The 25789-nt window shown below is 70.0% G+C and carries 22 protein-coding genes; 6 read left to right on the top strand and 16 right to left on the bottom strand.

What is annotated here, in order from left to right; genetic code table 11:
- Positions 1-62: 62 nt before the first annotated feature.
- The 3 genes from orn to ACWCQ1_RS01135 all read right to left on the bottom strand — a co-directional run bounded on the left by orn (position 63) and on the right by ACWCQ1_RS01135 (position 2736).
- Complete coding sequence (gene orn / locus ACWCQ1_RS01125) at positions 63-665, bottom strand: oligoribonuclease (protein ID WP_133040762.1); 603 nt, start codon at positions 663-665, stop codon at positions 63-65.
- Positions 666-783: 118 nt separating this feature from the next.
- Positions 784-2025: a helix-turn-helix domain-containing protein gene (locus ACWCQ1_RS01130; protein WP_358593824.1), complete on the bottom strand. Its 1242-nt coding sequence runs from the start codon at positions 2023-2025 to the stop codon at positions 784-786.
- A 378-nt stretch (positions 2026-2403) separates the two neighbouring features.
- Positions 2404-2736 (bottom strand): hypothetical protein, encoded by a 333-nt coding sequence (locus ACWCQ1_RS01135; RefSeq protein WP_451025557.1) that lies wholly within the window; start codon positions 2734-2736, stop codon positions 2404-2406.
- Between the two features lie 309 nt (positions 2737-3045).
- Between ACWCQ1_RS01135 and ACWCQ1_RS01140 the strand changes: the two genes are divergently transcribed.
- Both ACWCQ1_RS01140 and ACWCQ1_RS01145 read left to right on the top strand, forming a co-directional pair.
- Positions 3046-3573, top strand: a complete 528-nt coding sequence (locus ACWCQ1_RS01140; protein WP_200700081.1) for a universal stress protein — start codon at positions 3046-3048, stop codon at positions 3571-3573.
- Between the two features lie 137 nt (positions 3574-3710).
- Positions 3711-4277, top strand: a complete 567-nt coding sequence (locus ACWCQ1_RS01145; RefSeq protein ID WP_358593823.1) for a GPR1/FUN34/YaaH family transporter — start codon at positions 3711-3713, stop codon at positions 4275-4277.
- 179 nt (positions 4278-4456) lie between these two features.
- Here ACWCQ1_RS01145 and glmS read toward each other — a convergent pair whose 3' ends face one another.
- Both glmS and ACWCQ1_RS01155 read right to left on the bottom strand, forming a co-directional pair.
- The gene (glmS, locus tag ACWCQ1_RS01150) at positions 4457-6274 is read right to left on the bottom strand and encodes a glutamine--fructose-6-phosphate transaminase (isomerizing) (protein ID WP_133040767.1); all 1818 of its coding nucleotides are present in this window, start codon (positions 6272-6274) and stop codon (positions 4457-4459) included.
- Positions 6275-6287: 13 nt separating this feature from the next.
- On the bottom strand, positions 6288-6545 hold the full coding sequence (locus ACWCQ1_RS01155; RefSeq protein ID WP_133040768.1) for a hypothetical protein: 258 nt from the start codon (positions 6543-6545) through the stop codon (positions 6288-6290).
- A gap of 175 nt (positions 6546-6720) precedes the next feature.
- Here ACWCQ1_RS01155 and ACWCQ1_RS01160 point away from each other — a divergent pair, with 175 nt between their 5' ends.
- On the top strand, positions 6721-8283 hold the full coding sequence (locus ACWCQ1_RS01160; RefSeq protein ID WP_451025558.1) for a purple acid phosphatase family protein: 1563 nt from the start codon (positions 6721-6723) through the stop codon (positions 8281-8283).
- 68 nt (positions 8284-8351) lie between these two features.
- On the opposite strand, the gene ACWCQ1_RS01165 is transcribed toward ACWCQ1_RS01160, so the two are convergent.
- On the bottom strand, positions 8352-9233 hold the full coding sequence (locus ACWCQ1_RS01165) for a DUF4429 domain-containing protein (RefSeq protein WP_133040770.1): 882 nt from the start codon (positions 9231-9233) through the stop codon (positions 8352-8354).
- A gap of 60 nt (positions 9234-9293) precedes the next feature.
- On the opposite strand from ACWCQ1_RS01165, the gene ACWCQ1_RS01170 reads away from it, so the two are divergent.
- Positions 9294-10877: a beta-N-acetylhexosaminidase gene (locus ACWCQ1_RS01170; RefSeq protein WP_451025559.1), complete on the top strand. Its 1584-nt coding sequence runs from the start codon at positions 9294-9296 to the stop codon at positions 10875-10877.
- A 73-nt stretch (positions 10878-10950) separates the two neighbouring features.
- On the opposite strand, the gene ACWCQ1_RS01175 is transcribed toward ACWCQ1_RS01170, so the two are convergent.
- The 10 genes from ACWCQ1_RS01175 to ACWCQ1_RS01220 all read right to left on the bottom strand — a co-directional run bounded on the left by ACWCQ1_RS01175 (position 10951) and on the right by ACWCQ1_RS01220 (position 23747).
- Entirely contained in the window at positions 10951-12720 is a 1770-nt protein-coding gene (locus ACWCQ1_RS01175) for an IucA/IucC family protein (RefSeq protein WP_451025560.1), read from the bottom strand.
- The gene (locus tag ACWCQ1_RS01180; protein WP_451025561.1) at positions 12717-13244 is read right to left on the bottom strand and encodes a GNAT family N-acetyltransferase; all 528 of its coding nucleotides are present in this window, start codon (positions 13242-13244) and stop codon (positions 12717-12719) included. The genes ACWCQ1_RS01175 and ACWCQ1_RS01180 overlap by 4 nt, the downstream gene beginning before the upstream one ends.
- Positions 13241-14518, bottom strand: coding sequence for a lysine N(6)-hydroxylase/L-ornithine N(5)-oxygenase family protein (locus tag ACWCQ1_RS01185; RefSeq protein ID WP_358593818.1), 1278 nt, complete (start codon positions 14516-14518; stop codon positions 13241-13243). Before ACWCQ1_RS01185 ends, ACWCQ1_RS01180 begins: the two co-directional genes overlap by 4 nt.
- On the bottom strand, positions 14502-15968 hold the full coding sequence (gene desA / locus ACWCQ1_RS01190) for a lysine decarboxylase DesA (protein WP_451025673.1): 1467 nt from the start codon (positions 15966-15968) through the stop codon (positions 14502-14504). Before desA ends, ACWCQ1_RS01185 begins: the two co-directional genes overlap by 17 nt.
- 127 nt (positions 15969-16095) lie before the next feature.
- Entirely contained in the window at positions 16096-16929 is an 834-nt protein-coding gene (locus ACWCQ1_RS01195; RefSeq protein ID WP_451025562.1) for a siderophore-interacting protein, read from the bottom strand.
- A 1-nt stretch (position 16930) separates the two neighbouring features.
- Entirely contained in the window at positions 16931-17980 is a 1050-nt protein-coding gene (locus ACWCQ1_RS01200; RefSeq protein ID WP_358593816.1) for an ABC transporter substrate-binding protein, read from the bottom strand.
- A gap of 112 nt (positions 17981-18092) precedes the next feature.
- Positions 18093-19253 (bottom strand): acyl-CoA dehydrogenase family protein, encoded by a 1161-nt coding sequence (locus ACWCQ1_RS01205; RefSeq protein WP_358593815.1) that lies wholly within the window; start codon positions 19251-19253, stop codon positions 18093-18095.
- 8 nt (positions 19254-19261) lie between these two features.
- Complete coding sequence (locus ACWCQ1_RS01210) at positions 19262-20194, bottom strand: hydroxymethylglutaryl-CoA lyase (protein ID WP_451025563.1); 933 nt, start codon at positions 20192-20194, stop codon at positions 19262-19264.
- On the bottom strand, positions 20191-22116 hold the full coding sequence (locus ACWCQ1_RS01215; RefSeq protein ID WP_451025564.1) for an ATP-binding protein: 1926 nt from the start codon (positions 22114-22116) through the stop codon (positions 20191-20193). The genes ACWCQ1_RS01210 and ACWCQ1_RS01215 overlap by 4 nt, the downstream gene beginning before the upstream one ends.
- A gap of 14 nt (positions 22117-22130) precedes the next feature.
- Entirely contained in the window at positions 22131-23747 is a 1617-nt protein-coding gene (locus tag ACWCQ1_RS01220) for a carboxyl transferase domain-containing protein (protein WP_451025565.1), read from the bottom strand.
- A gap of 96 nt (positions 23748-23843) precedes the next feature.
- On the opposite strand from ACWCQ1_RS01220, the gene ACWCQ1_RS01225 reads away from it, so the two are divergent.
- Both ACWCQ1_RS01225 and ACWCQ1_RS01230 read left to right on the top strand, forming a co-directional pair.
- Positions 23844-24440, top strand: coding sequence for an SACE_7040 family transcriptional regulator (locus ACWCQ1_RS01225; protein WP_133040781.1), 597 nt, complete (start codon positions 23844-23846; stop codon positions 24438-24440).
- A gap of 173 nt (positions 24441-24613) precedes the next feature.
- Positions 24614-25771 carry an acyl-CoA dehydrogenase family protein gene (locus ACWCQ1_RS01230; protein ID WP_133040782.1) on the top strand — a complete coding sequence of 386 codons (1158 nt, stop codon included), beginning with the start codon at positions 24614-24616 and terminating at the stop codon, positions 25769-25771.
- Positions 25772-25789: the final 18 nt, after the last annotated feature.

Raw genomic sequence — 25789 nt, forward strand, 5'->3', positions numbered from 1 at the left:
CAGGGTCCGAAGGGGTGCTCGCGCACGGCTTTCGCGGGGACTCTCCAAGGACCCCGGGGACGCTACTGAGCAGGCAGGACGTGCTTCGCGGCGATCGTCCTCGCGGTCTCCGAGTCGGGGCCGGGCTGGGGTACGAAGATCGCCTCGCGGTAGTAGCGGAGCTCGGCGATCGACTCGCGGATGTCGGCGAGGGCGCGGTGGTTGCCGTTCTTCTCGGGGCTGTTGAAGTAGGCCCGCGGGTACCAGCGCCGGGCGAGTTCCTTGATGGAGCTGACGTCGACGATGCGGTAGTGGAGGTAGTCCTCGAGAGTGGGCATGTCGCGGAGGAGGAAACCGCGGTCGGTGCCGACCGAGTTGCCGCACAGGGGCGCCTTGCCGGGCTCCTTGACGTGTTCGCGGACATAGGCGAGGACCTGGTCCTCCGCGTCCGCCAGGGTGGTGCCGCCGGGGAGCTCGGCGAGCAGCCCGGACGCGGTGTGCATCTGACGCACCACCTCCGGCATCGTCTCCAGCGCCTGGTCCGGCGGCCGGATGACGATGTCGACTCCTTCGCCGAGTACGTTCAGCTCGGAGTCGGTGACGAGGGCGGCAACCTCGATGAGCGCGTCGTCGGACAGCGAGAGGCCGGTCATCTCGCAGTCGATCCACACCATGCGATCGTTCATGCGACCACCCTAGAGCGGGCGCTCGCTTTTGGGATGCCCGGTGCCGGGGTCGGCGCACCCGGGGCCCCACCGAAGGGCCCGAACGCCGGGCGGGCTGGAATCCGCCCGGCGTTGCGAGTCAGGCTCCGCTGCGCTGGCCCGGCACGCTCGCCCGGCCGGTGACGTACATCTCGCGGCTGTTGTCCACGGACGCCGTCGCGGCCGTCGAGAGGGTCGCTCCCGAACCCACCGCGCTCGCCGCCGCGCGACGGCTCTGCAGCGGGACCGGGCCCTCCGGGTGGAGGGTCGGACCCGGGGCCGCGGGACCCGGCGTCGGTTCCACGTCCGCCGGCTTGTCGCCCTGGGGGCGGCGGGCCCGGTACGCGGCGCGGTACGCCGCCGGCGACGAGCCCAGCTGACGGCGGAAGTGGCCGCGCAGGGCCACCGGCGAGCGGAAGCCGCAGCGGCCCGCGACCTCGTCGACCGAGTAGTCGGAGGTCTCCAGGAGACGCTGGGCCTGGAGCACTCGTTGCGTGATCAGCCACTGGAGCGGGGCCGAACCCGTCAGCGAGCGGAAGCGGCGGTCGAAGGTGCGGCGGCTCATGTACGCGCGTGCCGCCAGCGTCTCGACGTCGAACTGCTCGTGCAGGTGCTCCAGCGCCCAGGCGACGACCTCGGCGAGCGGGTCGGCGCCGATCTCCTCTGGTAAAGAGCGGTCCAGGTAGCGCTCCTGGCCTCCCGTCCGGCGTGGCGGGACGACGAGACGGCGGGCCAGGGCGCCGGCTGCCTCGTTGCCGTGGTCGGTGCGCACGATGTGGAGGCAGAGGTCGATTCCGGCCGCCGTACCGGCGGACGTCAGTACGTCTCCGTCGTCGACGAAGAGTTCCCTCGGATCCACGTGCACCGACGGATAGCGCTTGGCCAGCGTCGGTGCGTACATCCAGTGCGTCGTCGCGGGGCGGCCGTCCAGCAGGCCCGCCGCGGCCAGGACGAAGGCGCCGGTGCACAGCCCGACGATGCGGGCGCCTTCCTCGTGCGCCCGGCGCAGTGCGTCGAGCGCCTCCTCCGGCGGCGGGGAGGTGATCGAACGCCAGGCCGGTACGACGACCGTCCCGGCGCGTGAGATCGCCTCCAGGCCATGTGGCGCGGTGAGTTCCAGGCCCCCTGTGGTCCGCAGCGGGCCTTCCTCGCCGGCCGCCACCAACAGGCGGTAGCGCGGCACGCCGGCGTCCTGGCGGTCAATCCCGAACACCGACAGCGGAATGGAACTCTCGAAGATGGGGCCGCCGCTGAACAGCAGCACCGCGACGATCTCCTTGCGGCGTCGCCCGGAAAGCTTCCGGGCCGCGGCTTCCGGCGCGGCAGTGGAGTCGTGGCTCATACTGCTAAGCCCCCCTCGGTGGTCGCGGCTCCTCGGTTGTGTCGCTCCTGCACGTTTCCCCTCGGTCCTGCACGAGTCCCCCGCCGTAAGACGTCAAGATCGAATCTACTGTGTCCCGTGGTGCCGGGGTGACCCAGTTCGGGAACCGGCACATTGTCGACATGGCAACTTGGCGTGAAGCATTCGATCACGAAGCGTTGCACTCGTGGGCCGTGCAGGGAAGTGCGCCTTGTCGCAGTGGCCAATCCACATAGGGTGCGCGGGGGCCCGTACCCCCTGTATGTGCAGGTCGAACGGGGGTTGGGGGGTGGTGCCGGGTGGCGACAAGCGGTCGTGGGAAGTTGGCTGAAAAGCGCCGGGCGCGTGCGCGGAAACCGGTCAGCCGACCGGTGTATTTCCACCAGTGTGACGAGCGCCTCTGTGCGCCCCCGTTCCGGTCCGGTGCCGACGGCCGCGACGGGGCGCCCCCTCGTCGGTGAGCAGGTGTGCCGCGCCCCGCTCCGACTGGCGCAGCAGCAGCCGGCACGCGGCGGTGACGGCGGCGAGACCGAGGGCGGTGCCCGCGGCCCCGGCGAGCGAGGTGCCGTACCAGAGGAGGACCACGGGGACCAGGACGCAGGAGAAGACCGCCCAGCGGACGACATCGGTCGCGGTGTCCTGGGGCGGGTCGGCCGCGCGGGGAGGGTCGGGGGTGCGGTGCGGTGCGGACATGCGTGCTCCCTGGGACGTGGGTTACGGGGTTCAACGCGTGTTCGACCGGTCGGTCACTGTGCGCCCGCCCCGGTCGGCCGCCGGGTAGGTGAATCCCGTGCGAACCGCCTGTACAGCGCAGCAACCATTGCGTTACGGGCGTCCCCTCGTGCATGCTCCCTGGAACCCCCACGGACCGTGGGCGGGAACTGGGCTAAGGAGGCGTGGCGCCGTACCCTTGGGGGTATGGGGCGGGAAAGATGATTCCCGGACACAGCTCCGCCGCACACTGTCGTCCCTCCCATAAAGGATCAAAACGCCGAGACAGCCATGGCCGGTCACGAATTCTTCGAACCCAGGGACCGCAAGCGGCCCGTCGCCGACCCCACGGCGGCCGAGCCCCTGGCGGCGGAAGAGCCACGCCATTCCTGCGATCCCGCGTTCAAGCACGGCGTGGTCGTCGGTTTCGACGGCTCCACGTCCAGTGAGCGCGCTCTCGCCTACGCCATCGGCATGGCCCATCGCTCCGGCTCGGGTCTGATCATCGTCCATGTCGCCAACCGGCTGCCGACCACGGTGTGGGCGGGCTGCGAACCGCCGGTCTTCGTGGACGTGCCGGACCACCGCACCGAGGTGCTCGGACTCGAGCTCGCCTGCGCCGACTATCTGGCCGAGGTGCCCTGGATCCTGGTCGAGCGCGGCGGTGACATCTGCCATGAACTCGAAGAGGTCGGGCGGGAGTACGAGGCCGACGCGATCGTCGTCGGATCGACGCACGGCATCGTGGGGCGCATCTTCGGCTCCGTCGCGGGGCGGCTCGCCAAGCGGGCGAAGCGGCCTGTCATCGTCATTCCCTGAGTCCTGGCCCGGTCTTCCGACTGACCGTCAACTCCCTGTGTGCAGCCAGAAACTACTCGTGCGTAGAGGTGTTTGTGCCCTTGTGAAGGGCATATACGGATCACCGCACAACTGCACATGCACGAAGGGAGCCCGCCGTGGACAAAGATGTCTCCGCCGGGAGCGCGACCACCACCGTGGTCGGCCGACTCGCCCTGGGAATCACCCTGTTGGCGTTCGGCCTCGGACACACCGACGTGATCAACGGGGTCTCGGCCGCTGACGCGGTGTCACTGGCCCACTATGTAGGCGGCGTCGCGCTGTTCGTCGCCGGTCTGTTCGCCTTCCGCGACCGTGACGCGGTGACAGGTACGGCCTACTCGGCGCTCGGCGCCCTGTGGTTCACCTGGGCCGTCACGGCCGGCAACGCGATGTCCGCCCACGCGGCAGGGCTGTTCCTGCTGCTGTTCGCCCTCGTCACCCTGACCCTGACCCTCGCGGGCGGGGACCAACTCGACCAGGGCGCCTACGGGTTGTTCTTCGTCTCCCTCGTGTTGCTCGCCATCGCGCAGTTCGCGACGAGCGGTTCACTCACGAAGGTCGGCGGCTGGTTCGCCGTCGCGGCGGGGGCCGTTGCCTGGTACGCGGCGACGGCCCCGCTCGCGCACTGGCCGACGGTACTTCCGCGACGCGCTGCGGGCCGGGGTGTGACGGCCACCGGTTAGCTGCGCCGGCCGGGGGGTGGGCGACTTCCCCGGCGATATGGACGGACCCCCCGTGATTGGTGGCATCACGTGGGGGTCCGTTCTGTTGTGTGGCCTCCGCGGGGCGGTGGGGGCTGATCGCGGCCACGCGGCGGAGCCGCATATTGACACAGCCCCGCGCCCCTAAAGGCAAGGGCCCTCTACTCGACCGTCACCGACTTTGCGAGGTTCCTCGGCTTGTCGATGTCGCGGCCGAGGGCAAGTGCCGTGTGGTAGGCCAGGAGTTGGAGGGGGATGCCCATCAGGATGGGGTCCAGTTCGTCCTCGTTCTTCGGGACGACGATCGTCTCGTCGGCCTTCTCCTGGTGCTGGTGGGCCACCGCCAGGATCCTGCCGCTGCGGGCCTTGATCTCCTCCATCGCGGCGCGGTTCTTCTCCAGGAGGTCGTCGTCGGGGACGATCGCGACCGTGGGGAGGGCCGGCTCGATGAGGGCCAGGGGGCCGTGCTTGAGCTCGGAGGCGGGGTAGGCCTCCGCGTGGATGTAGGAGACCTCCTTGAGCTTCAGGGAGGCCTCGCGGGCCACCGGGTAGCCGCGGACCCGGCCGATGAAGAGCATCGAGCGGGCGTCGGCGTACTGCTCGGCCAGCTTCTTGATCTCCGCCTCCTGCTTCAGGACCTCGGTGATCTGCGCGGGCAGCTTGCGCAGGCCCTCGATGATGCGCTTGCCGTCGCGCACCGAGAGGTCCCGGGTGCGGCCCAGGTGGAGCGCGAGGAGGGCGAAGGCGACCGTGGTGTTCGTGAAGCACTTCGTGGAGACGACGCAGACCTCCGGGCCCGCGTGGACGTAGATGCCCGCGTCCGCCTCGCGGGCGATCGCCGAGCCGACCACGTTCACGATGCCGAAGACCCGGGCGCCCTTGCGCTTGAGCTCCTGGACGGCGGCGAGGACGTCGTAGGTCTCACCTGACTGGGAGACGGCCACGTACAGGGTGTCGGGGTCCACCACGGCGTTGCGGTAGCGGAACTCGGAGGCCGGCTCGGCGTCCGCGGGGATGCGGGCCAGCTCCTCGATCATCTGGGCGCCGATCATGCCCGCGTGGTAGCTGGTGCCGCAGCCGAGGATCTTCACGCGGCGGATCTGCCGGGCCTCGCGGGCGTCCAGGTTGAGGCCGCCGAGGTGCACGGTGGAGAAGCGGTCGTCGATCCGGCCGCGCAGGACGCGGTCGACCGCCTCGGCCTGCTCGTGGATCTCCTTGTGCATGTAGGTGTCGTGGCCGCCCATGTCGTAGGAGGCCGCCTCCCACTCCACGGTGGTCGGCTCGGACGTCGTACGGGTGCCCTCGGTGGTGTAGGTGCGGAAGTCGTCGGCCTTGAGGGTGGCCATCTCGCCGTCGTCGAGGGTCACTATCTGCCGCGTGTGGGTGACGAGGGCGGCGATGTCGGAGGCGACGAACATCTCCTTCTCGCCGACGCCGAGGACGACCGGGGAGCCGTTTCGCGCCACCACGATGCGGTCGGGGAAGTCGGCGTGCAGCACGGCGATGCCGTACGTGCCCTCGATGACCCGGAGGGTCTCGCGGACCTTCTCCTCCAGGGTCTCGGCCTGGGAGCGGGCGATGAGGTGGGTGAGGACCTCGGTGTCGGTCTCGGAGAGGAACTCCACGCCGTCCGCCTCCAGCTTGCGGCGCAGGTCGGAGGCGTTGTCGATGATGCCGTTGTGGACGACGGCGACCTTGTTCTCCGCGTCCAGGTGCGGGTGGGCATTGACGTCGGAGGGGGCGCCGTGGGTGGCCCAGCGGGTGTGGGCGATGCCGGTGGTGCCCTTGAAGCGGGCCGGGACCTTCGCCTCCAGGTCGCGCACGCGGCCCTTGGCCTTGACCACCCTCAGACCGGCGGCCTTCGGGGAGGTCACCACGATGCCCGCCGAGTCGTATCCGCGGTATTCGAGGCGCTGCAGGCCCTCCAGCAGGAGGGGAGCCACATCACGCTTCCCGATGTATCCGACGATTCCGCACATACAGATGAGTCCCTCAGCCGTAGACGATGCGGCGCAACTGCCTGAGCGTAAGCTCCGGCGGCGCGACCGCCCGGTATTTCAGGTCCGCCTCGATCCGTTCGAAGATCTCCGCGTTCACCAGGCCCTGGGCCTGCAGCTCGCGGTGGCGGCGACGGACGTACTCGGTGGTCGTCTCGTCGAAATAGGCGAGCACGTCCTGGATCACCCGCAGTGCCTCGCCCCGGCTCAGGGGCGTGGACCGCGTCAGATGATCGACAAGTTCGTCGTGCACCCGGTAGATCCTGAGGTACCGGAGAGGGTTTCGCAAGAATCCTGCCCGATATCGGGCAAGCCGCTGGCGGCGTTCTTTGGTGTTCTTATGAACCTCTGTTTGCGATCTGTCCATCCTGGGTCTTGTGGGCCGTTGCCCATGTGGACGAGTTTCAGTCGTCATGGACATACCTCGTATGGGAGTACCGGAGCAGCTGGCCGAGCGCATGAGCATGGCCGAGCAGCACGAGTACCTGCGCGCGAGATTCTCGCGGCGCAACCTGATGAGAGGCGGTGCCGTGACGATCGGCGCCGTCGCCGGTGGCGCGTTCGTGCCGGGTGCGGTCGCCCAGGCCGCCACGCCGACGCAGAGCCACACCCGGACCGAATACGTCGACGGCTCGCTCGTCGCCCCGTTCGGCCGGCACCTCGCGTTCGGCAACGACGCGAGCACCGAGATGACCGTCTCCTGGCAGGTCCCGGTCGCGGTGAAGAAGCCCTTCATCCGCATCGGCGCCCACCCGTGGGACCTCTCCCGCAAGATCGAAGCCGAGATCCGCACCCTCTACACGCCGGCCGGCGTGGGCGCGAGCGCGGACCACACGCAGTACTACGTGCACGCCAAGCTGACCCACCTGCGCCCGGGCCGGACCTACTACTACGGCGTCGGCCACCAGGGCTTCGACCCGGCCGAGCCGCACCTGCTCGGCACCCTGGGCACCTTCACCACCGCGCCCGACCGCGACAAGCCGTTCACCTTCACGGCCTTCGGCGACCAGGGCGTCAGCTACCACGGCCTGGCCAACGACAGCCTGATCCTCGGCCAGAACCCGTCCTTCCACCTGCACGCCGGCGACATCGCCTACGCGGACCCGGCGGGCGCGGGCAAGGCAGCCGACACCGGCTTCGACTCCCGCGTCTGGGACAACTTCCTCGCGCAGACCGAGTCGGTCGCCAAGTCCGTGCCGTGGATGGTGAGTTACGGCAACCACGACATGGAGGCCTGGTACTCGCCCAACGGTTACGGCGGCGAGGAGGCCCGCTTCTCGCTCCCGGACAACGGACCGGACAAGGCGAACCTGCCGGGCGTCTACTCCTTCGTCTACGGCAACACGGCGGTCATCTCGCTGGACCCGAACGACGTCTCCTTCGAGATCCCGGCCAACCTCGGCATCTCGGGCGGCACGCAGACCAAGTGGTTCGAGGCGCAGCTGAAGAAGTTCCGGGCGTCGAAGGACATCGACTTCATCGTCGTGTTCTTCCACCACTGCGCCTACTGCACCTCCACCGCGCACGCCTCGGAGGGGGGCGTGCGACAGGAGTGGGTGCCGCTGTTCGAGAAGTACACGGTGGACCTGGTCATCAACGGCCACAACCACCAGTACGAGCGCACCGACGTGATCAAGGGCAACAAGGTCACCAAGAAGCTCCCCATCGGCGAGACCGCGTACCCCGAGACCGAGGGCGTCGTCTACGTGACGGCGGGCGCCGCGGGCCGCAGCCTGTACGCGTTCACCGCGCCGGACTCCTACGAGGGCCACCTGAACGAGGTCGACTCGGTCGCCTCCTTCATCAACACCAAGGACGGCAAGGTCAACGAGACCGTCGCCTGGTCCCGGGTGCGCTACCTCAACTACTCCTTCCTGCGCGTGGACGTCGAGCCCGCGCAGAAGGGGCGTTACGCCAGGCTGAAGGTGTCGGGCATCGCCGAGACCGGCGACCGCATCGACCACTTCACGGTGGCGCGCCGGGCCAAGTAGCGCCCGACGCACGGCAGTCCATGTGCCCGGAAGGCGGGGCGCACACCCGGCAGGCGGTCCTCGTCGCGCTACATGCGCTTGAGGATCGCCTGTTTGGCCATCTGGAACTCCTCGTCGGTGAGCACCCCGGTGCGGTGCAGCTCGCCGAGTTCCCGCAGCCGCCGCAGCAGCGCGTCGTGGTCGTGCTCGCGCTCCTCGGCGGGCCCGAGCCGCTTGGGCTCCGCGGGCGGTGCGTCCGGCTGGGCCGCCGCCGTCGGATGCGGCAGCCGGGCCTGCACGGCCGCGGCGACCAGCGCCATCAGCGGATCCTTCTTGAAGCCCCACAGCTCCACCGAGTTGGGGTCGTACTTGGCCGGCGCCTTGGTCTGTCCGCCGCGCACGGTGAACCGCAGATGCCCGTTCTCCAGGCCGACCGCGGGCTGCCACTCCACGGCGAGGACGTCCGCGAGGGCCAGGACGCGGTTGCCGGCGGCGGCCTTGGCGTCCTCCGTCTTCCAGTTCCACTCCAGCCGTACGCGCTCGCCGTCGAAGCTCGCCGTGCCGTCCCCGGCGGACACCGACAGCGGCACGGACGGACCCGGCAGCAGATACTCGGTCGCCGGGTCGGCGGGGACCTCGTCCAGCAGCAGGGCGTTCCTGACCTCGTCCGTGAAGTACTCGGCGACGCCGTAGCGGTCGGACTCGACGAGGAGCTGGTACGGGTCGTTGGGCTCGGTGAGGCGGCCGCCGGAGGCCTGCAGCAGCGGGTCGGCGCCGTCGCGCAGCCGGAGTCTGAGCCGCCCCGACTTCTTGCCCTGCTCGAACGAGATCCCGGCCAACGCGCCCAGCGGGACGACGAGTTCACCCAGCGTGCGGCGCAGCAGACTGATGTTGCGGTCCCGTCCGGGGGTCAGCCGCAGGGCGTCGCCGTCGAAGGCCCAGGTGCCGTCCTTCTGGATGATTTCCGCCATGGGGGGATTGTTTCACCGGTTCTGCGGGAGAGTGGTCTCTACCAATCGGAGGGAGTGCATGTGAGACTGCACCGCGTTCTGGGATCGCTGCTGCTCGTGGCGGCGGCAGGCACCTTCACGGTAGGAGCGACGACGGTGACCTCGGTGACGAAAGAGAGTCCGGCCCCTCTCGGCCGGGTGGTTCCCGCACCCGAGTCGGTCAGACCGGGCGCCGAGCCGTACCGGATCACCGGCACCACCGTCATCCGCGTCGACGACTCCCTGAAGGCGCGCCGGCTCGGCCAGTACCTCGCCGACATCCTGCGCCCGTCGACCGGCTACCGCCTGCCCCTGGTCACGCACGGCAGCACCGGCATCCAACTGCGCCTGACCAAGGGCCGTTTCGGGGCGGAGGGCTACCGTCTCGACAGCGGACCCGACGGCGTCCGCATCACCGCCGACGAGAACGCCGGCCTCTTCCACGGCATCCAGACCCTGCGCCAACTGCTCCCGGCCGCCGTCGAGAAGGACTCCGTACAGCCCGGGCCGTGGCTGGTCGCCGGCGGCACCATCACGGACCGCCCGCGCTACGCCTACCGGGGCGCGATGCTCGACGTCTCCCGTCACTTCTTCACGGTGGAGCAGGTCAAGCGCTACGTCGACCAGCTCGCCCTCTACAAGATCAACGAACTGCACCTGCACCTCAGCGACGACCAGGGCTGGCGCATCGCCGTCGACTCCTGGCCGCGTCTGACCACGTACGGCGGCTCGACCGAGGTCGGCGGCGGCAAGGGCGGGTACTACACCAAGGCCGACTACCAGGAGATCGTCCGCTATGCGGCCTCCCGCTATCTGGAGGTCGTCCCCGAGATCGACATGCCCGGCCACACCAACGCGGCCCTCGCCTCCTACGCCGACCTGAACTGCGACGGAGTGGCACCCCCGCTCTACACCGGCACCGACGTCGGCTTCAGCTCGCTGTGCGTCGGCAAGGAGATCACGTACGACTTCGTGGACGACGTGATCCGCGAGCTGGCCGCGATCACCCCGGGCCGTTATCTGCACATCGGCGGCGACGAGGCGCAGTCCACCAGCCACGAGGACTACGTCAGGTTCATGGACCGGGTGCAGCCGGTCGTCGCCAAGTACGGCAAGACGGTGATCGGCTGGCACCAGCTGACCGGCGCGCACCCGGCCAAGGGGGCCATCGCCCAGTACTGGGGCCTCGACGACACCGACGCGGCGGAGAAGGCGCAGGTCGTCAAGGCGGCCCAGAACGGCACCGGGCTGATCCTCTCGCCCGCCGACCGGATCTACCTCGACATGAAGTACACCGAGGACACCCCGCTCGGACAGGACTGGGCCGGACTGGTGGACGTGAAGCGGGCGTACGACTGGGACCCGGGCAGCTACCTCGCCGGGGCGCCGGCTTCGGCGATCAGGGGTGTCGAGGCGCCGCTGTGGACCGAGAACATCGTGACGGACGCCGACATCGACTACATGGCCTTCCCGAGGCTGGCGGGCGCCGCCGAACTCGGCTGGTCCCCGGCCGCCACGCACGGCTGGGACGCCTACAAGGCGCGGCTCGCGGCGCAGGGCCCCCGGTGGGAGGCGCTGGGCATCGACTACTACCGCTCGCCGCAGGTTCCGTGGCCGGCGAAGTAGGGTCCGGCGGAAGAGCCATAGGGTGAACGGGCACCCCGGAGGACCGTACTCCGGGGTGCCCGTCCGTTCCCGGTCAGAACCCGGCGATCGGGTTCTTCAGGTTGCCGACGAGCTGGAGCGCGCCGGAGGGGTCGGCCAGGTCCACCATCTGCCGGTTGTCGCGCAGCTGGAGCCGGTTGAGGCAGGACAGGGCGAACTCGGGGGCGAACAGGTCGTACCGCTCGAACTTCTCGGCGAGTTCCGGCACCGACTCCTGGTACTCGCGGGTGACCTCCGCGACCGTCCGCCAGAAGTCGTCCTCCTCCAGGATCCCCTCGGTGGCCAGGTCGGCCGCGAGGAAGCGGAAGAAGCAGTCGAAGACGTCCGTGAAGACGGACAGGAGTTTCTTGTCCTCGGGGACGTCGACCCGCAGCCGCTCGACCGTCGGCGGCAGCACCGCGTCCGGGTCCATCACGGCGATCTCCTCGGCTATGTCCTTGTAGACCGCGCGCTGCACGACTCCGTCCTTCAGGACGAGGATCACGTTCTCGCCGTGCGGCATGTAGACCAGGTCGTAGGCGTAGAAGCTGTGCAGCAACGGGGTGTAGTACGCCCGAAGATAGCGCCGCAGCCACTCCGTCGGCGCCAGACCCGACCGCTCGATCAGCGCGCCCGCGAAGCAGGCGCCCTCGTGGTCGACGTGGAGGAGGGAGGCCATGGTCGCGAGCGACTCGCCGTCCCGGAGGGAGGCCACCGGGCTCTCCCGCCACAGCGCCGCGAGCATCTTCCGGTACGGCGAGTAGCGGTCGGTCGCCTTCTCGTACTCCAGGTGCCGGTAGCCCACGGCGGCCCGCTCGCGGATGACGCTCACTCCGGTCGACTTGAGCACCGGGTCGCCCTCGATCAGCTGGGCCAGCCAGTCGTTGATGGCCGGGGTGGCCTCCATGTACGCGGCCGAAAGACCGCGCATGAAGCCCATGTTGAGGACCGACAGGGCGGTCTTCACATAGTGCTTCTCGGGGTGGGAGGTGTTGAAGAAGGTCCGGATGGACTGCTGGGCCAGGTACTCGTCCTCGCCCTCGCCGAGGCACACCAGGTGGCGGCGGGCGACCTCGGCGGCGAAGGTGACGGTGAGCTTGTTCCACCACTGCCAGGGGTGCACGGGGATGAGCAGGTAGTCCGCCGGGTCGAGGCCCTGGTCGCGCAGGACGCCCTCGAAGCGCTCGACGGTCGCCGCGCCCAGCTCGTCCCGTACGAAGGACTCGTACTCGATCCCGACGCCCGCCGTGAACGCGGCACGCGACCGGTGGGCCGCCAGCCAGACGAGCCGGACCGGGCTCGCGGTCTCGGGCGCGTACGACAGGTACTCGTGGACGCCGAAGCCGAGCCGGCCGTTGTTGGCGACGAAGCAGGGGTGGCCCTCGGTCATCCCGGTCTCGATCGCCTGGAAGCCGGACCGGGCCAGCTCGGCGACCGGGACCTGCGGTTTGGTGAGCTTGTAGCAGGTGCCGGAGAGGGTGGAGGAGATCTCCTCCAGGTAGACCGGCAGGATCTCGTCGCTCAGGCCGAGGGAGTCCTTCAGCTCGATGAAGAAGTCCAGCGCGGCGAGCGGGAGTTCACCGCCGTCGCGCTGCCGGGTGATGGAGCCGGCGTCGACCTGCCAGTGGTCGAGGGCTCGGCGGGTGGCGGTGAAGCGGTAGCGGGTGAGGCCGTCGTCGCTGCGGACGACGTACGCGTCCCCGTCCCGCTCCGGCGTGATCAGCCGCTCGTGCGCGAACTCGGCGAGCGCCTTGCGCAGCAGCAGACGGTTGGCCTTCTCCCAGCGCTCGGGGGAGAGATGGGCGACGGCGTCGGCGAGGGTCATACGAGCACCGCCTCCTCGAACTGCTCCCGGGTGCAGAAGCTCAGCAAAGCCTTCTTCTCCGGCTTCTGTATCTCCCGTTCGGGCACGAACCCGACGGCCGCGTTGAGTGCGTGGACGGCCGTGTTGGAGACGTCCGGCTCGACGACGACACGCTCCACCGCCGGGTCCTCGAAGAGGTGCGCCATGACGGCGGTGATGACGGCACGGGTGAAGCCGCGCACGGGCGTGTCGGTCGGCGGGGTGAGGAAGTGCATGCCGATGTCCCCGGGCAACGGCTCGTACAGTCCGACGAGTTCGCGGTGGGCGGGGTCGTACTTCTCCATCAGGAAGGCCGGTTCGCCGTCCCGGTCCAGGCCGAGCAGCGCGTGGTGGTGCTCGTCGGCCACGATGTCCATGTAGGCGCGCTCGACGTCCTCCAGCCTGGCGTCCTGCATCATCCAGAACGCGGCCTTGGGGTGGGTGACCCAGGAGTGGAGGAGTTCGGCGTCCTTCAGGGGGTCGAGGGGGCGGAAGGTGAAGGTCATACGGCGAACTCCTGGAACGCGATCGTCTTCTCCACCGGGTAGTACTCGGTGCCGAGCAGTTCGCGGATGATGTAGCTGTTGCGGTAGGCGCCCATGCCCAGGTCGGGGCTGGTGATGCTGTGGGTGTGGACGCCGGCGTTCTGCAGGAAGACGCCGCGGCCCGTGACGTCGATGGCGTAGTTGCGGGCGACGTCGAAGTTGCCGTGGGAGTCGTAGCGCAGGCGGTCCCTGATCGGGGCCAGGAACTCCGGCTCGGTGTAGCGGTAGCCGGTCGCCAGGACCAGGCCCTGGGACTCGATCTCGAAGTCCTTCTCCTGCTCCTCCTGACGGAAGGCCAGGCTGTAGGTGCCGTCTTCCCAACGGGCGCCGGTCAGAGCGGAGTTGGTGAGCAGACGGGTGGGGACCGGCCCTGCGAGGTTCTTCTGGTACAGCAGGTCGAAGATGTCGTTGATCAGGTCGCCGTCGATGCCCTTGAACAGGCCCTTCTGCTGGTCGGTGAGCCGGTAGCGGGTGGCCTCCGGCAGCCGGTGGTAGTAGTCGACGTACTCCGGGGAGGTCATCTCCAGCGTGAGCTTGGTGTATTCGAGGGGGAAGAAGCGCGGGGAGCGCGTCACCCAGTTCAGCCGGTAGCCGTGGACGTCGATCTCGCTCAGCAGGTCCTGGTAGATCTCCGCGGCCGACTGCCCGGAGCCGACGATCGTGATCGACTCCTTCTTCACCAGCTCGCTTCTGTGCTCCACGTAGCGGGAGTTGTGGATGAAGTCACCGCCCAGACCGCGCACGGCCTCCGGGTGGTGCGGTGAGGAGCCGGTCCCGAGGACCAGATGGCGGGCCCGGAAGGTGTCGCCGGTCTCCGTGCGCACGAGGTAGTGGCCGTCCTCGTACGTCACCTCGCTCACCGTCGTGTCGAAGCGGACGCTGCTCAGCTTGCCCGCCGCCCAGCGGCAGTAGTCGTCGTACTCGACCCGCAGCGGATAGAAGTTCTCGCGGATGTAGAACGAGTACAGCCGCCCCTTCTCCTTGAGGTAGTTGAGGAAGGAGTACGGGGAGGTCGGGTCGGCGAGGGTGACCAGGTCCGACATGAACGGGGTCTGCAGGTGGGCGCCGTCCAGGAACATGCCCGCGTGCCACTCGAAGTCGGGCTTCGACTCCAGGAAGACCCCGTCTAGTTCGGCGATGGGCTCGGTCAGACAGGCCAGGCCCAGGTTGAAGGGGCCGAGCCCGATGCCCACGAAGTCACGGGTGCGCGGGGCGGGTTCAGGAAGCGCGGTCAAGGGACTCTCCCAGGTACTGCTCGGCGTGGCCGGCGATCAGGTCGAGGACGGCGGCGATGTCGGACGCCTGTGTCTCGGGGTTGAGCAGGGTGAACTTCAGGTAGTGGCGGCCGCCCACCTTGGTGCCCGCGACCACAGCGTCCCCGGAGGCGAACAGGGCCTTGCGGGCGTGGAGGTTGGCCCGGTCGATCTCGGCCGGGTCGCTGACGGCGGCGGGGATGTAGCGGAAGACCAGCGTCGACAGGCTCGGGCGGACGACCACGTCGAAGCGGGGGTCGGCCGCGAGGTGCCGCCAGCTCTCCTCCGCCAGGTCGCACACCTCGTCGAAGAGTTCGCCGATGCCGTCGGCGCCCATGACCCTCAGGGTCATCCACAGCTTGAGGGCGTCGAAGCGGCGGGTGGTCTGTAGGGACTTGTCGACCTGGTTGGGGATGCGTTCCTGCACCATCCGGCGGGGGTTGAGGTACTCCGCGTGGTAGGTGGCGTGGCGCAGGGTCGAGCCGTCCCGGACCAGCACGGCGGAGGAACTCACCGGCTGGAAGAAGGACTTGTGGTAGTCGACGGTGACCGAGTCGGCGCGCTCGATGCCCGCGAGGCGGTCCCGGTACTTCAGGGAGGCGAGCAGTCCGCAGCCGTAGGCCGCGTCGACGTGGAGCCAGGTGCCGTACTGGGCGCACAGCTCGGCGATCTCGGGCAGCGGGTCGATGGAGCCGAAGTCGGTGGTGCCTGCGGTGGCGACGACGGCCATGGGGACGAGGCCGTCGCGGCGGCAGCGTTCCAGCTCGTGGGCGAGGGCGACGGTCTGCAGGCGCTTGTCGTGGTCGACGGGGACCGAGACCACCGACTCCTGGCCGAGGCCGAGCAGTTTCGCCGACTTCTTCACGCTGAAGTGGCTGACCTCGGATGCGAAGACGCGCAGTTTGGCGAGGCTGACTGCTTCTTCCCACCCTGCCCGCCCTGGCTTGGCCTCCTCCCGGGCCAGCAGCAGCGCCTGGAGGTTGGACTGGGTGCCGCCGGAGGTGAACACGCCGTCGGCGGCCGTGCCGAGGCCGATGCGTTCGGCCGTCCAGTCGATGAGCCTGCGCTCGATGAGGGTGCCGCCGGCCGACTGGTCCCAGGTGTCGAGGGAGGAGTTGACGGCCGACAGGACGGCCTCGCCGAGCACGGCCGGGATGACGACCGGGCAGTTGAGGTGGGCGAGGTAGCGGGGGTGGTGGAAGTAGACCGCGTCGCGGAGGTAGACGTCCTCGAGTTCGTCCAGGGCCAGGCCGGCGTCGCCCAGCGGCCGGTCCAGGTCGATGGCGTCGATCCGGGGGGCGAGGGCGTCGACGGTGACACCGGTGAACGGACGGTTGGTGGTGGCGAGTTTGGCCGCCACCCGCTCGACTCCTTCGGTCACGGAGCGGCGGTAGTGCTCCGCGGTCAGGTTATTGAGCAGGTGCGAGCGCATGTGGGGGTCCTCCGGTGGGGACAGTCCGAGCGGGTGGGTGAGGGGCGAAGTCACGGCTTCAAGGTCGAACTTAGGTTAGCCTAACCTAAGTTTAAAGCCCCTAATCCTGCCCCTCCCGTGACCGCCGTCACTCCTGCTCGCGCAGCTGCTCCTCGCTCAGGCCCTGTCGCCAGTAACCGACGAAGGTGACCCGCCGCCGGTGGATGCGGCGCTCCCCGACGAAGTGCCGGCGCAGCTGCTTCACGCAGCCCGACTCGCCCGCGATCCAGACGTACGGCCTTTCGGCGGCGGGGAGTCGGGCGGCGCGCAGGGCGTCGAGGGCCATGGGGGACCCCTCGGCGCCGTCCGTGTCCTGGACCAGCCAGGTGATCTCGGCGTCCGCCTCGGTCGCCAGGTCCTGGATGTTCCCGGCGTCGCGCACCTCCAGCCATACGCGGACGCGGGCACCGGCCGGCAGGGACTCGAGGATCGCCGACACCGCGGGCAGGGCGGTCTCGTCGCCCCAGATCAGCGTCAGGTCGGTGTCCTCGGGCGGGCGGAAGCGGATCGCGCGGTTGTCCGCGACCGCCGGGCCGAGCAGCACGACCCGGTCACCGGCGGTGGCGCGCGCGGCCCAGGCGGACGCGGGCCCGGCCGGGGTGTGCAGTACGAAGTCGACGTCGATCTCGTCGGGGCCGCGGCGCAGGCTGCGCAGGGTGTACGAGCGCATCACCGCCCGTACGTCGTCGGGGAGTTCACGCCACGCCTGCCACCAGCCGTCGCCCAGCTCATAGGGGACGGCTGGCTCGCTCTGCCCGGGGTGGGGGAGGAAGAGGGACAGCGACTGGTCGCGTCCCTCGGAGAGGAAGTACCGCAGGTCGTCCCCGGCGAAGGTGACGCGGACCAGGGACGGGCCGAGCCGCCTCGTCCGTACGACCTGCAGGGGGAAGAAACGGAACGGGGCGGCCACGGCCGTAGTCATGTCAGCTGACCTTCTTCGCCTTCTCGATGGCCTCGGCGAGGCTCGTGAGCAACGGCACGCACTTGTCGTACGACAGGATCGGCTCGGGGTTGCGGGCGATGACCTGGCCGGCCTTCACGGCGGGCAGCTTCTTCCAGGTCGCCTCGGTGATGTCGGCGGGCTGGATGGCGGAGGTCCGGTTGTCCATCATGATGATGTCCGCCGGGTACTTGTCGACGTTCTCCCAGCTCAGCGACTCGTACCAGCCGCCGCCCTTCGCCTTGGCCTTCTCCGGGGGCTCGACGAAGTCCACGCCGAGGGCCTTGAAGTACTCCAGGTCGACGGAGAGGTTGGAGCCGGAGACGTAGAAGAGGTCCTGGCTCGCGGAACCGGCCATCACCTTGATACCGGGCTTCGCCTTGGCGGCCGCGCGCAGCCGGGCCGCCGCGTCCTCGAACCGCTTCTTCGCCTCGGTCACCTTGCCGGACGCGGTGTCCGCGCCGAGGGACTTGGCGAGCGCGAGCATCCGCTGGAGCGGCTCGGTCAGCTGGCGGTCGTATACGGAGATGCCGACGCTGGGTGCTCCGACGGCGAGGATCTTCTTCTTGGACTCGTCCGGGACGTACCAGAGCGTGCCGGCGTCGTCGAACATCGTGGAGATCAGGACGTCGGGCTGGAGGGCCGCGTACTTCTCGATGTTGAACTGGCCCCACTCGTTGCCCAGCACGGTGACCTTGCTGACGTCCATGTCGCCGGCCTGGACGTCGGCCTTGCCGTCCTTGGTCGTCGTCGGGCCGAAGACGCCCTTGGCCTCGATGCCGTAGTCGTACAGCGCGGCGGCGACGCCGACGAAGGCGACGATGGCCGAGGGGACCTTGTCGGCCTTCGCGGTCTCGCCGCGGTCGTCCTTGAAGGACCAGGGGCCGGTATCGGCGGCGGCCGTCCCGTCGCCGGAGCCACTGCTTTTCGCCTTGTCGTCCCCGCAGGCGGCGAGCGCGGCCCCGAGGCCGAGGGCGCCGCCCGCGGCCAGGATGCCGCGTCGGGTCGGATGGGTGGCACGGGCAAAAGGCATGGGTATGGCTGCTTTCGAACGGGGCGGAGCGCCCGCCGGACACGTCAAAGTGAGGTTAGCCTAACCTCAGCTGATGTCCAGAGGGTGGTCCGCCCCGTCTCCCGGCCCGGCCCTACCCCGCGAGCCCCAACTCCCGTGCGATCAGCATCCGCTGGACCTCGCTGGTGCCCTCGCCGATCTCGAGGATCTTGGAGTCGCGCCACATCCGGGCCACCGGGTACTCGTTCATGAAGCCGTAGCCGCCGTGGATCTGGGTCGCGTCACGGGCGTTGTCCACCGCGACCGTGGAGGAGTACAGCTTCGCCAGCGCCGCCTCCTTCTTGAAGGGCGCGCCGGAGACCAGACGGGCGGCCGCGTCACGCCAGGCGAGGCGGGCCGTGTGGGCCTTCATCTCCATGTCGGCGATCTTGAACTGGATCGCCTGGTTGGCGCCGATCGGCCGCCCGAACGCGTGCCGCTCCTTGGCGTACTTCACCGACTCGTCCACGCACCCCTGCGCCAGGCCGGTGCCGAGAGCGGCGATCGCGATCCGGCCCTCGTCCAGGATGCGCAGGAACTGGGCGTAACCGCGGCCCTGTTCGCCCAGCAGGTTGGCGGCGGGCACCCGGACGTCCTGGAAGGACAGCTCACGGGTGTCGGAGGCGTTCCAGCCGACCTTCGAGTACGGCGGCGCGACCGTGAAGCCCGGGGTGCCGGAGGGGACGATGATCGAGGAGATGAGCGGCTTGCCGTCGGGCTTGCGGCCGGTGACCGCGGTGACCGTGACCAACCCGGTGATGTCCGTGCCGGAGTTGGTGATGAAGCACTTGGTGCCGTTGATCACCCATTCGTCCGTCTCCGCGTCCAGCCGGGCCGTCGTGCGCGTCGCCCCCGCGTCCGAGCCGCCGTCCGGCTCGGTCAGGCCGAAGGCGCCCAGGATCTCGCCCGAGCACAGCCGGGGCAGCCAGGTCCGCTTCTGCTCCTCGGTGCCGAACAGGTGCAGCGGCATCGCGCCCAGCGAGACACCGGCCTCCAGCGTGATGGCGACGGAGGAGTCGACACGGGCCAGCTCCTCCAGCGCCACGCCCAGCGCCAGATAGTCGCCGCCCATGCCGCCGTACTCCTCCGGGAACGGCAGCCCGAACAGGCCCATGCGGCCCATCTCGCGGACGATCTCGTACGGGAACTCGTGCCGCTCGTAGAAGTCGCCGATCTTGGGCGCCACCACCTCGTGCGCGAACTCCTCGACAGTGCGCCGGAGTTCCTCCAGCTCGGGGGAGAGTCGGTAGTCCATGGCTGTGATCACTGCTCCTGGTGGGAGAGGGCTCGGACGGTGCGGGACGGGCTGGGTCGGCCCAGGTGGTCGGCCATCCACACGCTGGTGGCGACGAGGCGGCCGAGGTCGACTCCGGTGTCGATGCCGAGACCTTGAAGCATCCACACGAGGTCCTCGGTGGCGAGGTTGCCGGTGGCGGACTTGGCGTACGGGCAGCCGCCGAGCCCGCCGGCGGAGGCGTCGACGGTGGTGACGCCGTGCCGCAGCGCGGCCAGGGTGTTGGCGAGGGCCTGGCCGTAGGTGTCGTGGAAGTGCACGCCGAGGGAGGCGGTGGGCACGCCCGCCTCGTTCAGCTCGGTCAGCAGGGCCGCCACATGCCCCGGGGTCGCCACGCCGATCGTGTCGCCGAGGCTCAGCTCGTCGCACCCCATGTCGGCCAGCGCCCTGCACACCCGCACGACCTGGGCGACCGGCACCGCGCCCTCCCACGGGTCGCCGAAGCACATGGAGAGATAGCCGCGGACGTGCCCGCCCTCGGCCTTCGCCCGCCCCACCACCGGCTCGAACATCGCCAGCGCCTCGTCCACCGTGCGGTTGAGGTTGGCCTTGGCGAAGGACTCGGTGGCGCTGGCGAAGACGGCGACCCGGCGGGCGCCGAGGGCGAGGGCGCGGTCCAGGCCGCGCTCGTTCGGCACGAGCACCGGCAGATCCACGGGCAGATCGGAGATCCGCGGGAACAGCTCCTCCGCGTCCGCGAGTTGGGGCACCCACTTGGGGTGCACGAAGCTGGTCGCCTCGATCGTCGTCAGTCCCGCGTCGGCCAGGCGGCGCACGAACTCCGCCTTCACCTCTGTCGGCACCGTGGACTTCTCGTTCTGCAGCCCGTCCCGCGCGCCGACCTCGTGGATCCGCACCCGCGGGGGCAGGTCCTGGTCCGGTACGACCATGGGGAGAGTCACTGGGCCTCCTCTGCCGAGCTCTCCAGCGGGGTGATGACCGCGAGCACCTGGTCCATGGCGACCGTGGTCCCCGGCGTGACATCCAGTTCGGCGACCGTGCCGGCGTGCGGGGCGGAGATGACGTGCTCCATCTTCATCGCCTCCACCACCAGCAGGCTCTGACCGGCGCTCACCTCGTCCCCGACGGCCACCTTCACGACGGTGACCGTCCCCGGCATCGGCGCGGTCAGCGAGTCGGCGCCCGCGTGCGCCGCGTGCGTGAGGGACGCGGCCACGGGGTCGTGGTCCCGTACCTGCCAGGCGTCGCCGTCCCGGCCGATCCACTCGCCGGCCCGGTGGAAGGTGTGCCGGACGCCGTCGAGGGTCACGGAGACGGTGTCGTCGGTGACGGTGTGGGCGCCGCGCGGCACGTACGCGACGGGTTCCTGGACCCGCAGGTGGAAGGCGACGGGCTTTGGCACTCCGCCCAGCCGCCAGCCGCTCGGCACCGAGAAGGGGTCCGTCCAGCCCTCCCCGCGCGGCTTCAGCGCCTGAAGACGTACGGCGGCGGCGGCCTCGTACACCTCCTCCGGCACGTCCGTGGAGACCAGGTCGTCCACCACGCGCTCCACAAGGCCGGTGTCCAACTCGCCCGCCACCACCGCCGGATGCGCGAGCAGCCGCCGCACGAACCCCGCGTTGGTCTGCACGCCCAGCGTGACCGTCTCCGCGAGGGCGGCCCGCAGCTTGCGCAGGGCGGTCTCGCGGTCAGGGCCGTACGCGATCACCTTGGACAGCATCGGGTCGTACAGCGAGCCGACCTCCGTGCCCTCGCTGAGCCCGGAGTCGGTGCGGACCCCGTCGCCCTGGGGCTCGGCCAGCCGCAACACCGTGCCGCCGGTGGGCAGGAAGCCGCGCGCCGGGTCCTCGGCGCACACACGGGCCTCGATCGCGTGCCCGGTCAGCGTGATGTCGTCCTGCCCGAAGGCCAGTCGCTCACCGGCCGCCACCCGCAGCTGCCACTCCACCAGATCCAGGCCCGTGACCAGTTCGGTGACCGGGTGCTCCACCTGGAGGCGGGTGTTCATCTCCATGAAGTAGTACGACGAGGGGTCACCGCCCGGCACGATGAACTCCACCGTGCCCGCGCCCCGGTAACCGCAGGAGCGGGCCGCCTGCACGGCCGCCTCGCCCATCGCGGCCCGGGTCTCCTCGTCGAGCAGCACACTCGGCGCCTCCTCGACGACCTTCTGGTGCCGTCGCTGCAGCGAGCACTCGCGCTCGCCGAGATGGACGACGTTCCCGTGGCCGTCCGCGAGCACCTGGATCTCGATGTGCCGGGGCCGGTCCACCCACCGCTCCACGAGCAGTGTGTCGTCGCCGAAGGAGGTCCGGGCCTCCCGGCGGGCGGCGGCGATCTCCTCCTCCAGCACGGCGAGGTCCCGCACCAGCCGCATGCCCTTGCCGCCACCGCCGGCCGACGGCTTGAGCAGCACGGGCGCACCCAACGCGCGGGCCGCCTCGGCCAGTTCGGGGTCGCGTCCGCCGGGCACGACCGGCACCCCGGCCGCCCGCACGGTCTCCTTGGCGCGGATCTTGTCGCCCATGAGGGCGATGGCCTCGGCGGGCGGTCCGATGAAGACCAGCCCCGCGTCGGCGCACGCGCGCGCGAAGGCCGCGTTCTCCGCGAGGAAGCCGTATCCCGGGTGGACCGCCTGGGCGCCGCTGCGGGCGGCGGCCTCGAGGAGCCGCTCGATGGACAGATAGCTCTCGGCGGCCGGTGCCGGGCCGAGCCGTACCGCCGTGTCGGCCTCCCGGACGTGCCGTGCGTCGGCGTCCGCGTCGGAGAAGACGGCCACCGAGCGCACGCCCAGCGAGCGGAGTGTCCGGATCACCCGGACGGCGATCTCGCCCCGGTTGGCCACCAGCACTGTGTCGAACATGGGTTCCCTCCCCGTCACATCCGGAAGACGCCGAACTGGGGGTCACCCAGGGGCGCGTTGGCACAGGCGGTCAGCGCGAGGCCCAGCACCTGCCGGGTCTCCAGCGGGTCGATCACGCCGTCGTCCCAGAGGCGGGCGGTGGCGTAGTAGGCGTTGCCCTGGCGCTCGTACTGCTGCCGGATCGGCGCCCTGAACGCCTCTTCCTCCTCCGCGGGCCACTCCTCGCCGCGCGCCTCCAGCTGGTCCCGCTTGACCGTCGCGAGGACGGAGGAGGCCTGCTCGCCGCCCATGACGGAGATCTTGGCGCCGGGCCACATCCACAGGAAGCGGGGGGAGTAGGCCCGGCCGCACATCGAGTAGTTGCCCGCGCCGTACGAGCCGCCGACGACGACCGTCAGCTTGGGCACGCGCGTGCAGGCCACCGCCGTCACCATCTTGGCGCCGTGCTTGGCGATGCCGCCCGCCTCGTAGTCCTTGCCGACCATGAAGCCGGAGATGTTCTGCAGGAACAGCAGCGGGATGCCGCGCTGATCGCACAGCTCGATGAAGTGGGCGCCCTTCTGGGCGGACTCGGAGAACAGGATGCCGTTGTTGGCGACGATGCCGACCGGGTGGCCGTGGATCCGGGCGAAGCCGGTCACCAGGGTCTGCCCGAACTCCGCCTTGAACTCCGCGAACCGCGAGCCGTCGACCACGCGCGCGATGATCTCGCGGACGTCGTAGGGGGTGCGGGGGTCGACGGGCACGGCGCCGTAGAGGCCGTAGGGGTCGACCTTGGGCTCGACGGACGGCACGACCTCCCAGGGCAGGGTCCCGCGCGCGGGGAGCGTCGAGACGATGTTCCGGACGATGCGCAGCGCGTGCGCGTCGTTCTCCGCAAGGTGGTCCGTCACACCGGAGACGCGGGAGTGGACCTCGCCGCCGCCCAGCTCCTCCGCCGTGACGACCTCGCCGGTGGCCGCCTTCACCAGGGGCGGCCCGCCCAGGAAGATGGTGCCCTGGTTGCGCACGATCACGGCCTCGTCGCTCATCGCCGGGACGTACGCCCCGCCCGCCGTGCACGAGCCGAGGACCGCGGCGATCTGCGGGATCCCGGCGCCGGACATCCGCGCCTGGTTGTAGAAGATCCGCCCGAAGTGCTCACGGTCCGGGAACACCTCGTCCTGCATCGGCAGGAACGCGCCCCCGGAGTCGACCAGGTACACGCACGGCAGCCGGTTCTCCAGGGCCACCTCCTGGGCGCGCAGGTGCTTCTTCACCGTCATCGGGTAGTAGGTGCCGCCCTTGACGGTGGCGTCATTGGCGACGATCACGCACTCGCGCCCGCTCACCCGCCCGATCCCCGCGATCACACCGGCCGCCGGGGCCGCCCCCTCGTACATCCCGTCGGCCGCCAGGGGGGCCAGCTCCAGGAAGGGCGAACCCGGATCGAGGAGCGTGTCCACCCGGTCGCGCGGCAGCAGCTTGCCGCGCGCGGTGTGCCGCGCCCGTGCCTTCTCGCCGCCGCCGAGCCGGGCCGCGGCCAGCTTGCCGCGCAGCTCCTCGGCCAGCGCCCGGTGCGCCTCCTCGTTGGCCCGCCAGGCCTCCGACGCGGGGTCGGCCGCGCTGTGGAGCTCCGGTGCCTCGTGCATCCTTGCGGTCCCCTCACCCAGTGATCGCCTGTTAATGAGCGTTAACCATCTCCTTCAGGTTAACGACCGCTAACCTCCCTGTCTAGAATTGCCTCCATGGCCACCAGAACCGACGCCCCCACCCGCCGCGAGCAGATCCTCAAGGAGGCCGCGCGGCTGTTCGCCGAGCGCGGTTTCCACGGGGTCGGGGTCGACGAGATAGGCGCCGCCGTCGGCATCAGCGGCCCCGGTCTCTACCGTCACTTCGCGGGCAAGGACGCGATGCTCGCCGAGCTGCTGGTCGGCATCAGCGGGCAGCTCCTGACGGGGGCGAAACGGCGGCTGCAGGAGGCCGACGGGGTGGCCTCGGAGGCGGTCCTCGACTCGCTCATCGAGGGGCACATCGACTTCGCGCTCGACGACCGCCCCCTGATCACCCTGCACGACCGCGAGCTGGACCGCCTCCGGGACAGCGACCGCAAGCTGGTGCGCCAGCTCCAGCGGCAGTACGTGGAGCTGTGGGTGGAGGTGCTGCGCGAGGTCTACCCGGGGCTCGCGGAGCCGGCCGCCCGCTCGGCCGTGCACTCGGTCTTCGGGCTCCTCAACTCCACCCCGCACCTGGGCCGGCCGGGCTCACTGCCGGGCCGGGGCGCGACCGCGCAGCTGCTGCACCGGATGGCGAGGGGGGCCTTCGCGGCGGCCGGTACGCAGTGAGCGGTGCGAACGCCGCCTTCCTCGGCGCCCTGCTCCGCCGCCTCCCTTTCTCAGTGGCGGCGTGACGAGCGTTACGGTCCGACTCCTCTGGACGGGTGAACGTACTCGCCGGTACCTTTGTGGTCTGAGCAAGCGCTTAGACATGGACCCTTGAGCCAGCTGGAGGTGGCGGCGTGCGCCGTACGGTGTTCAACGAGGATCACGAGGCGTTCCGGGAGACCCTCCGGGCCTTCATCGAGGCCGAGGTCGTCCCGGTCTACGACGAGTGGTTCGCGGCGGGCCAGGCGCCGCGCGACTTCTACTACAAGCTCGCCGAGCTCGGCGTCTTCGGCATCCGCGTCGACGAGGAGTACGGCGGCGCCGGCATCGACTCGTACAAGTTCGAGGCCGTGATGTACGAGGAGACCGCGCGCGCGGGCGTCCAGTTCGGCGGCTCCGGCGTGCACGTGCTGCTCGGCCTGCCGTACATCAAGATGCTGGCCACCGACGAGCAGAAGAAGCGCTACCTGCCGAAGTTCGTCACCGGCGAGGAGATGTGGGCCCTCGCGATGACCGAGCCGGGCACCGGCTCCGACCTCGCGGGCATGAAGACCACCGCCAAGCTCTCCGAGGACGGCACGCACTACGTCCTCAACGGCGCCAAGACCTTCATCACCGGTGGCGTGCACGCCGACCGCGTCATCGTCTGCGCCCGCACCTCGGCCCCCACCGCCGAGGACCGCCGCTTCGGCATCTCCCTGTTCGCCGTGGACACCAAGTCCGAGGGCTACTCCGTCGGCCGCAAGCTGGACAAGCTCGGCCTGAAGACCTCCGACACCGCGGAGCTGGCGTTCGTCGACGTCAAGGTCCCGGTCGAGGATCTGCTCGGCGAGGAGAACAAGGGCTTCTACTACCTCGGCCACAACCTCGCCTCCGAGCGCTGGGGTATCGCCTTCGGCGCCTACGCGCAGGCCAAGGCCGCCGTCCGGTTCGCCAAGCAGTACGTCCAGGAGCGCACCGTCTTCGGCAAGCCGGTCGCCTCCTTCCAGAACACCAAGTTCGAACTGGCCGCCTGCCAGGCCGAGGTGGACGCCGCCGAGGCGGTCGCCGACCGCGCGCTCGAGGCCCTCGACGCCGGTGAGCTCACCCCGGCCGAGGCCGCCAGCGCCAAGCTGTTCTGCACCGAGGTCGCGCACCGCGTCATCGACCGCTGCCTCCAGCTGCACGGCGGCTACGGCTTCATGAACGAGTACCCGATCGCCCGCCTGTACGCGGACAACCGCGTCAACCGCATCTACGGCGGTACCAGCGAGATCATGAAGACGATCATCGCGAAGGACATGGGCCTGTAAGGCCCCCGCAATTACCGG

This window comes from Streptomyces sp. NPDC002144 (genome assembly GCF_053593695.1).

Excerpts from the sequence above, each read along its gene's own strand:
- ACWCQ1_RS01175 (WP_451025560.1), bottom strand. The coding sequence starts at position 12,720 with ATGACCCTCGCCGACGCCGTCGCCCATCTCTCCCCCGAGCGCTGGGAG.
- ACWCQ1_RS01195 (WP_451025562.1), bottom strand. The coding sequence starts at position 16,929 with ATGACTACGGCCGTGGCCGCCCCGTTCCGTTTCTTCCCCCTGCAGGTC.
- ACWCQ1_RS01130 (WP_358593824.1), bottom strand. The coding sequence starts at position 2,025 with ATGAGCCACGACTCCACTGCCGCGCCGGAAGCCGCGGCCCGGAAGCTT.
- ACWCQ1_RS01205 (WP_358593815.1), bottom strand. The coding sequence starts at position 19,253 with ATGGACTACCGACTCTCCCCCGAGCTGGAGGAACTCCGGCGCACTGTC.
- glmS (WP_133040767.1), bottom strand. The coding sequence starts at position 6,274 with ATGTGCGGAATCGTCGGATACATCGGGAAGCGTGATGTGGCTCCCCTC.
- ACWCQ1_RS01215 (WP_451025564.1), bottom strand. The coding sequence starts at position 22,116 with ATGTTCGACACAGTGCTGGTGGCCAACCGGGGCGAGATCGCCGTCCGG.
- ACWCQ1_RS01220 (WP_451025565.1), bottom strand. The coding sequence starts at position 23,747 with ATGCACGAGGCACCGGAGCTCCACAGCGCGGCCGACCCCGCGTCGGAG.
- ACWCQ1_RS01140 (WP_200700081.1), top strand. The coding sequence starts at position 3,046 with ATGGCCGGTCACGAATTCTTCGAACCCAGGGACCGCAAGCGGCCCGTC.
- desA (WP_451025673.1), bottom strand. The coding sequence starts at position 15,968 with ATGCGCTCGCACCTGCTCAATAACCTGACCGCGGAGCACTACCGCCGC.
- ACWCQ1_RS01180 (WP_451025561.1), bottom strand. The coding sequence starts at position 13,244 with ATGACCTTCACCTTCCGCCCCCTCGACCCCCTGAAGGACGCCGAACTC.
- orn (WP_133040762.1), bottom strand. The coding sequence starts at position 665 with ATGAACGATCGCATGGTGTGGATCGACTGCGAGATGACCGGCCTCTCG.
- ACWCQ1_RS01160 (WP_451025558.1), top strand. The coding sequence starts at position 6,721 with ATGGGAGTACCGGAGCAGCTGGCCGAGCGCATGAGCATGGCCGAGCAG.
- ACWCQ1_RS01135 (WP_451025557.1), bottom strand. The coding sequence starts at position 2,736 with ATGTCCGCACCGCACCGCACCCCCGACCCTCCCCGCGCGGCCGACCCG.
- ACWCQ1_RS01200 (WP_358593816.1), bottom strand. The coding sequence starts at position 17,980 with ATGCCTTTTGCCCGTGCCACCCATCCGACCCGACGCGGCATCCTGGCC.
- ACWCQ1_RS01225 (WP_133040781.1), top strand. The coding sequence starts at position 23,844 with ATGGCCACCAGAACCGACGCCCCCACCCGCCGCGAGCAGATCCTCAAG.
- ACWCQ1_RS01165 (WP_133040770.1), bottom strand. The coding sequence starts at position 9,233 with ATGGCGGAAATCATCCAGAAGGACGGCACCTGGGCCTTCGACGGCGAC.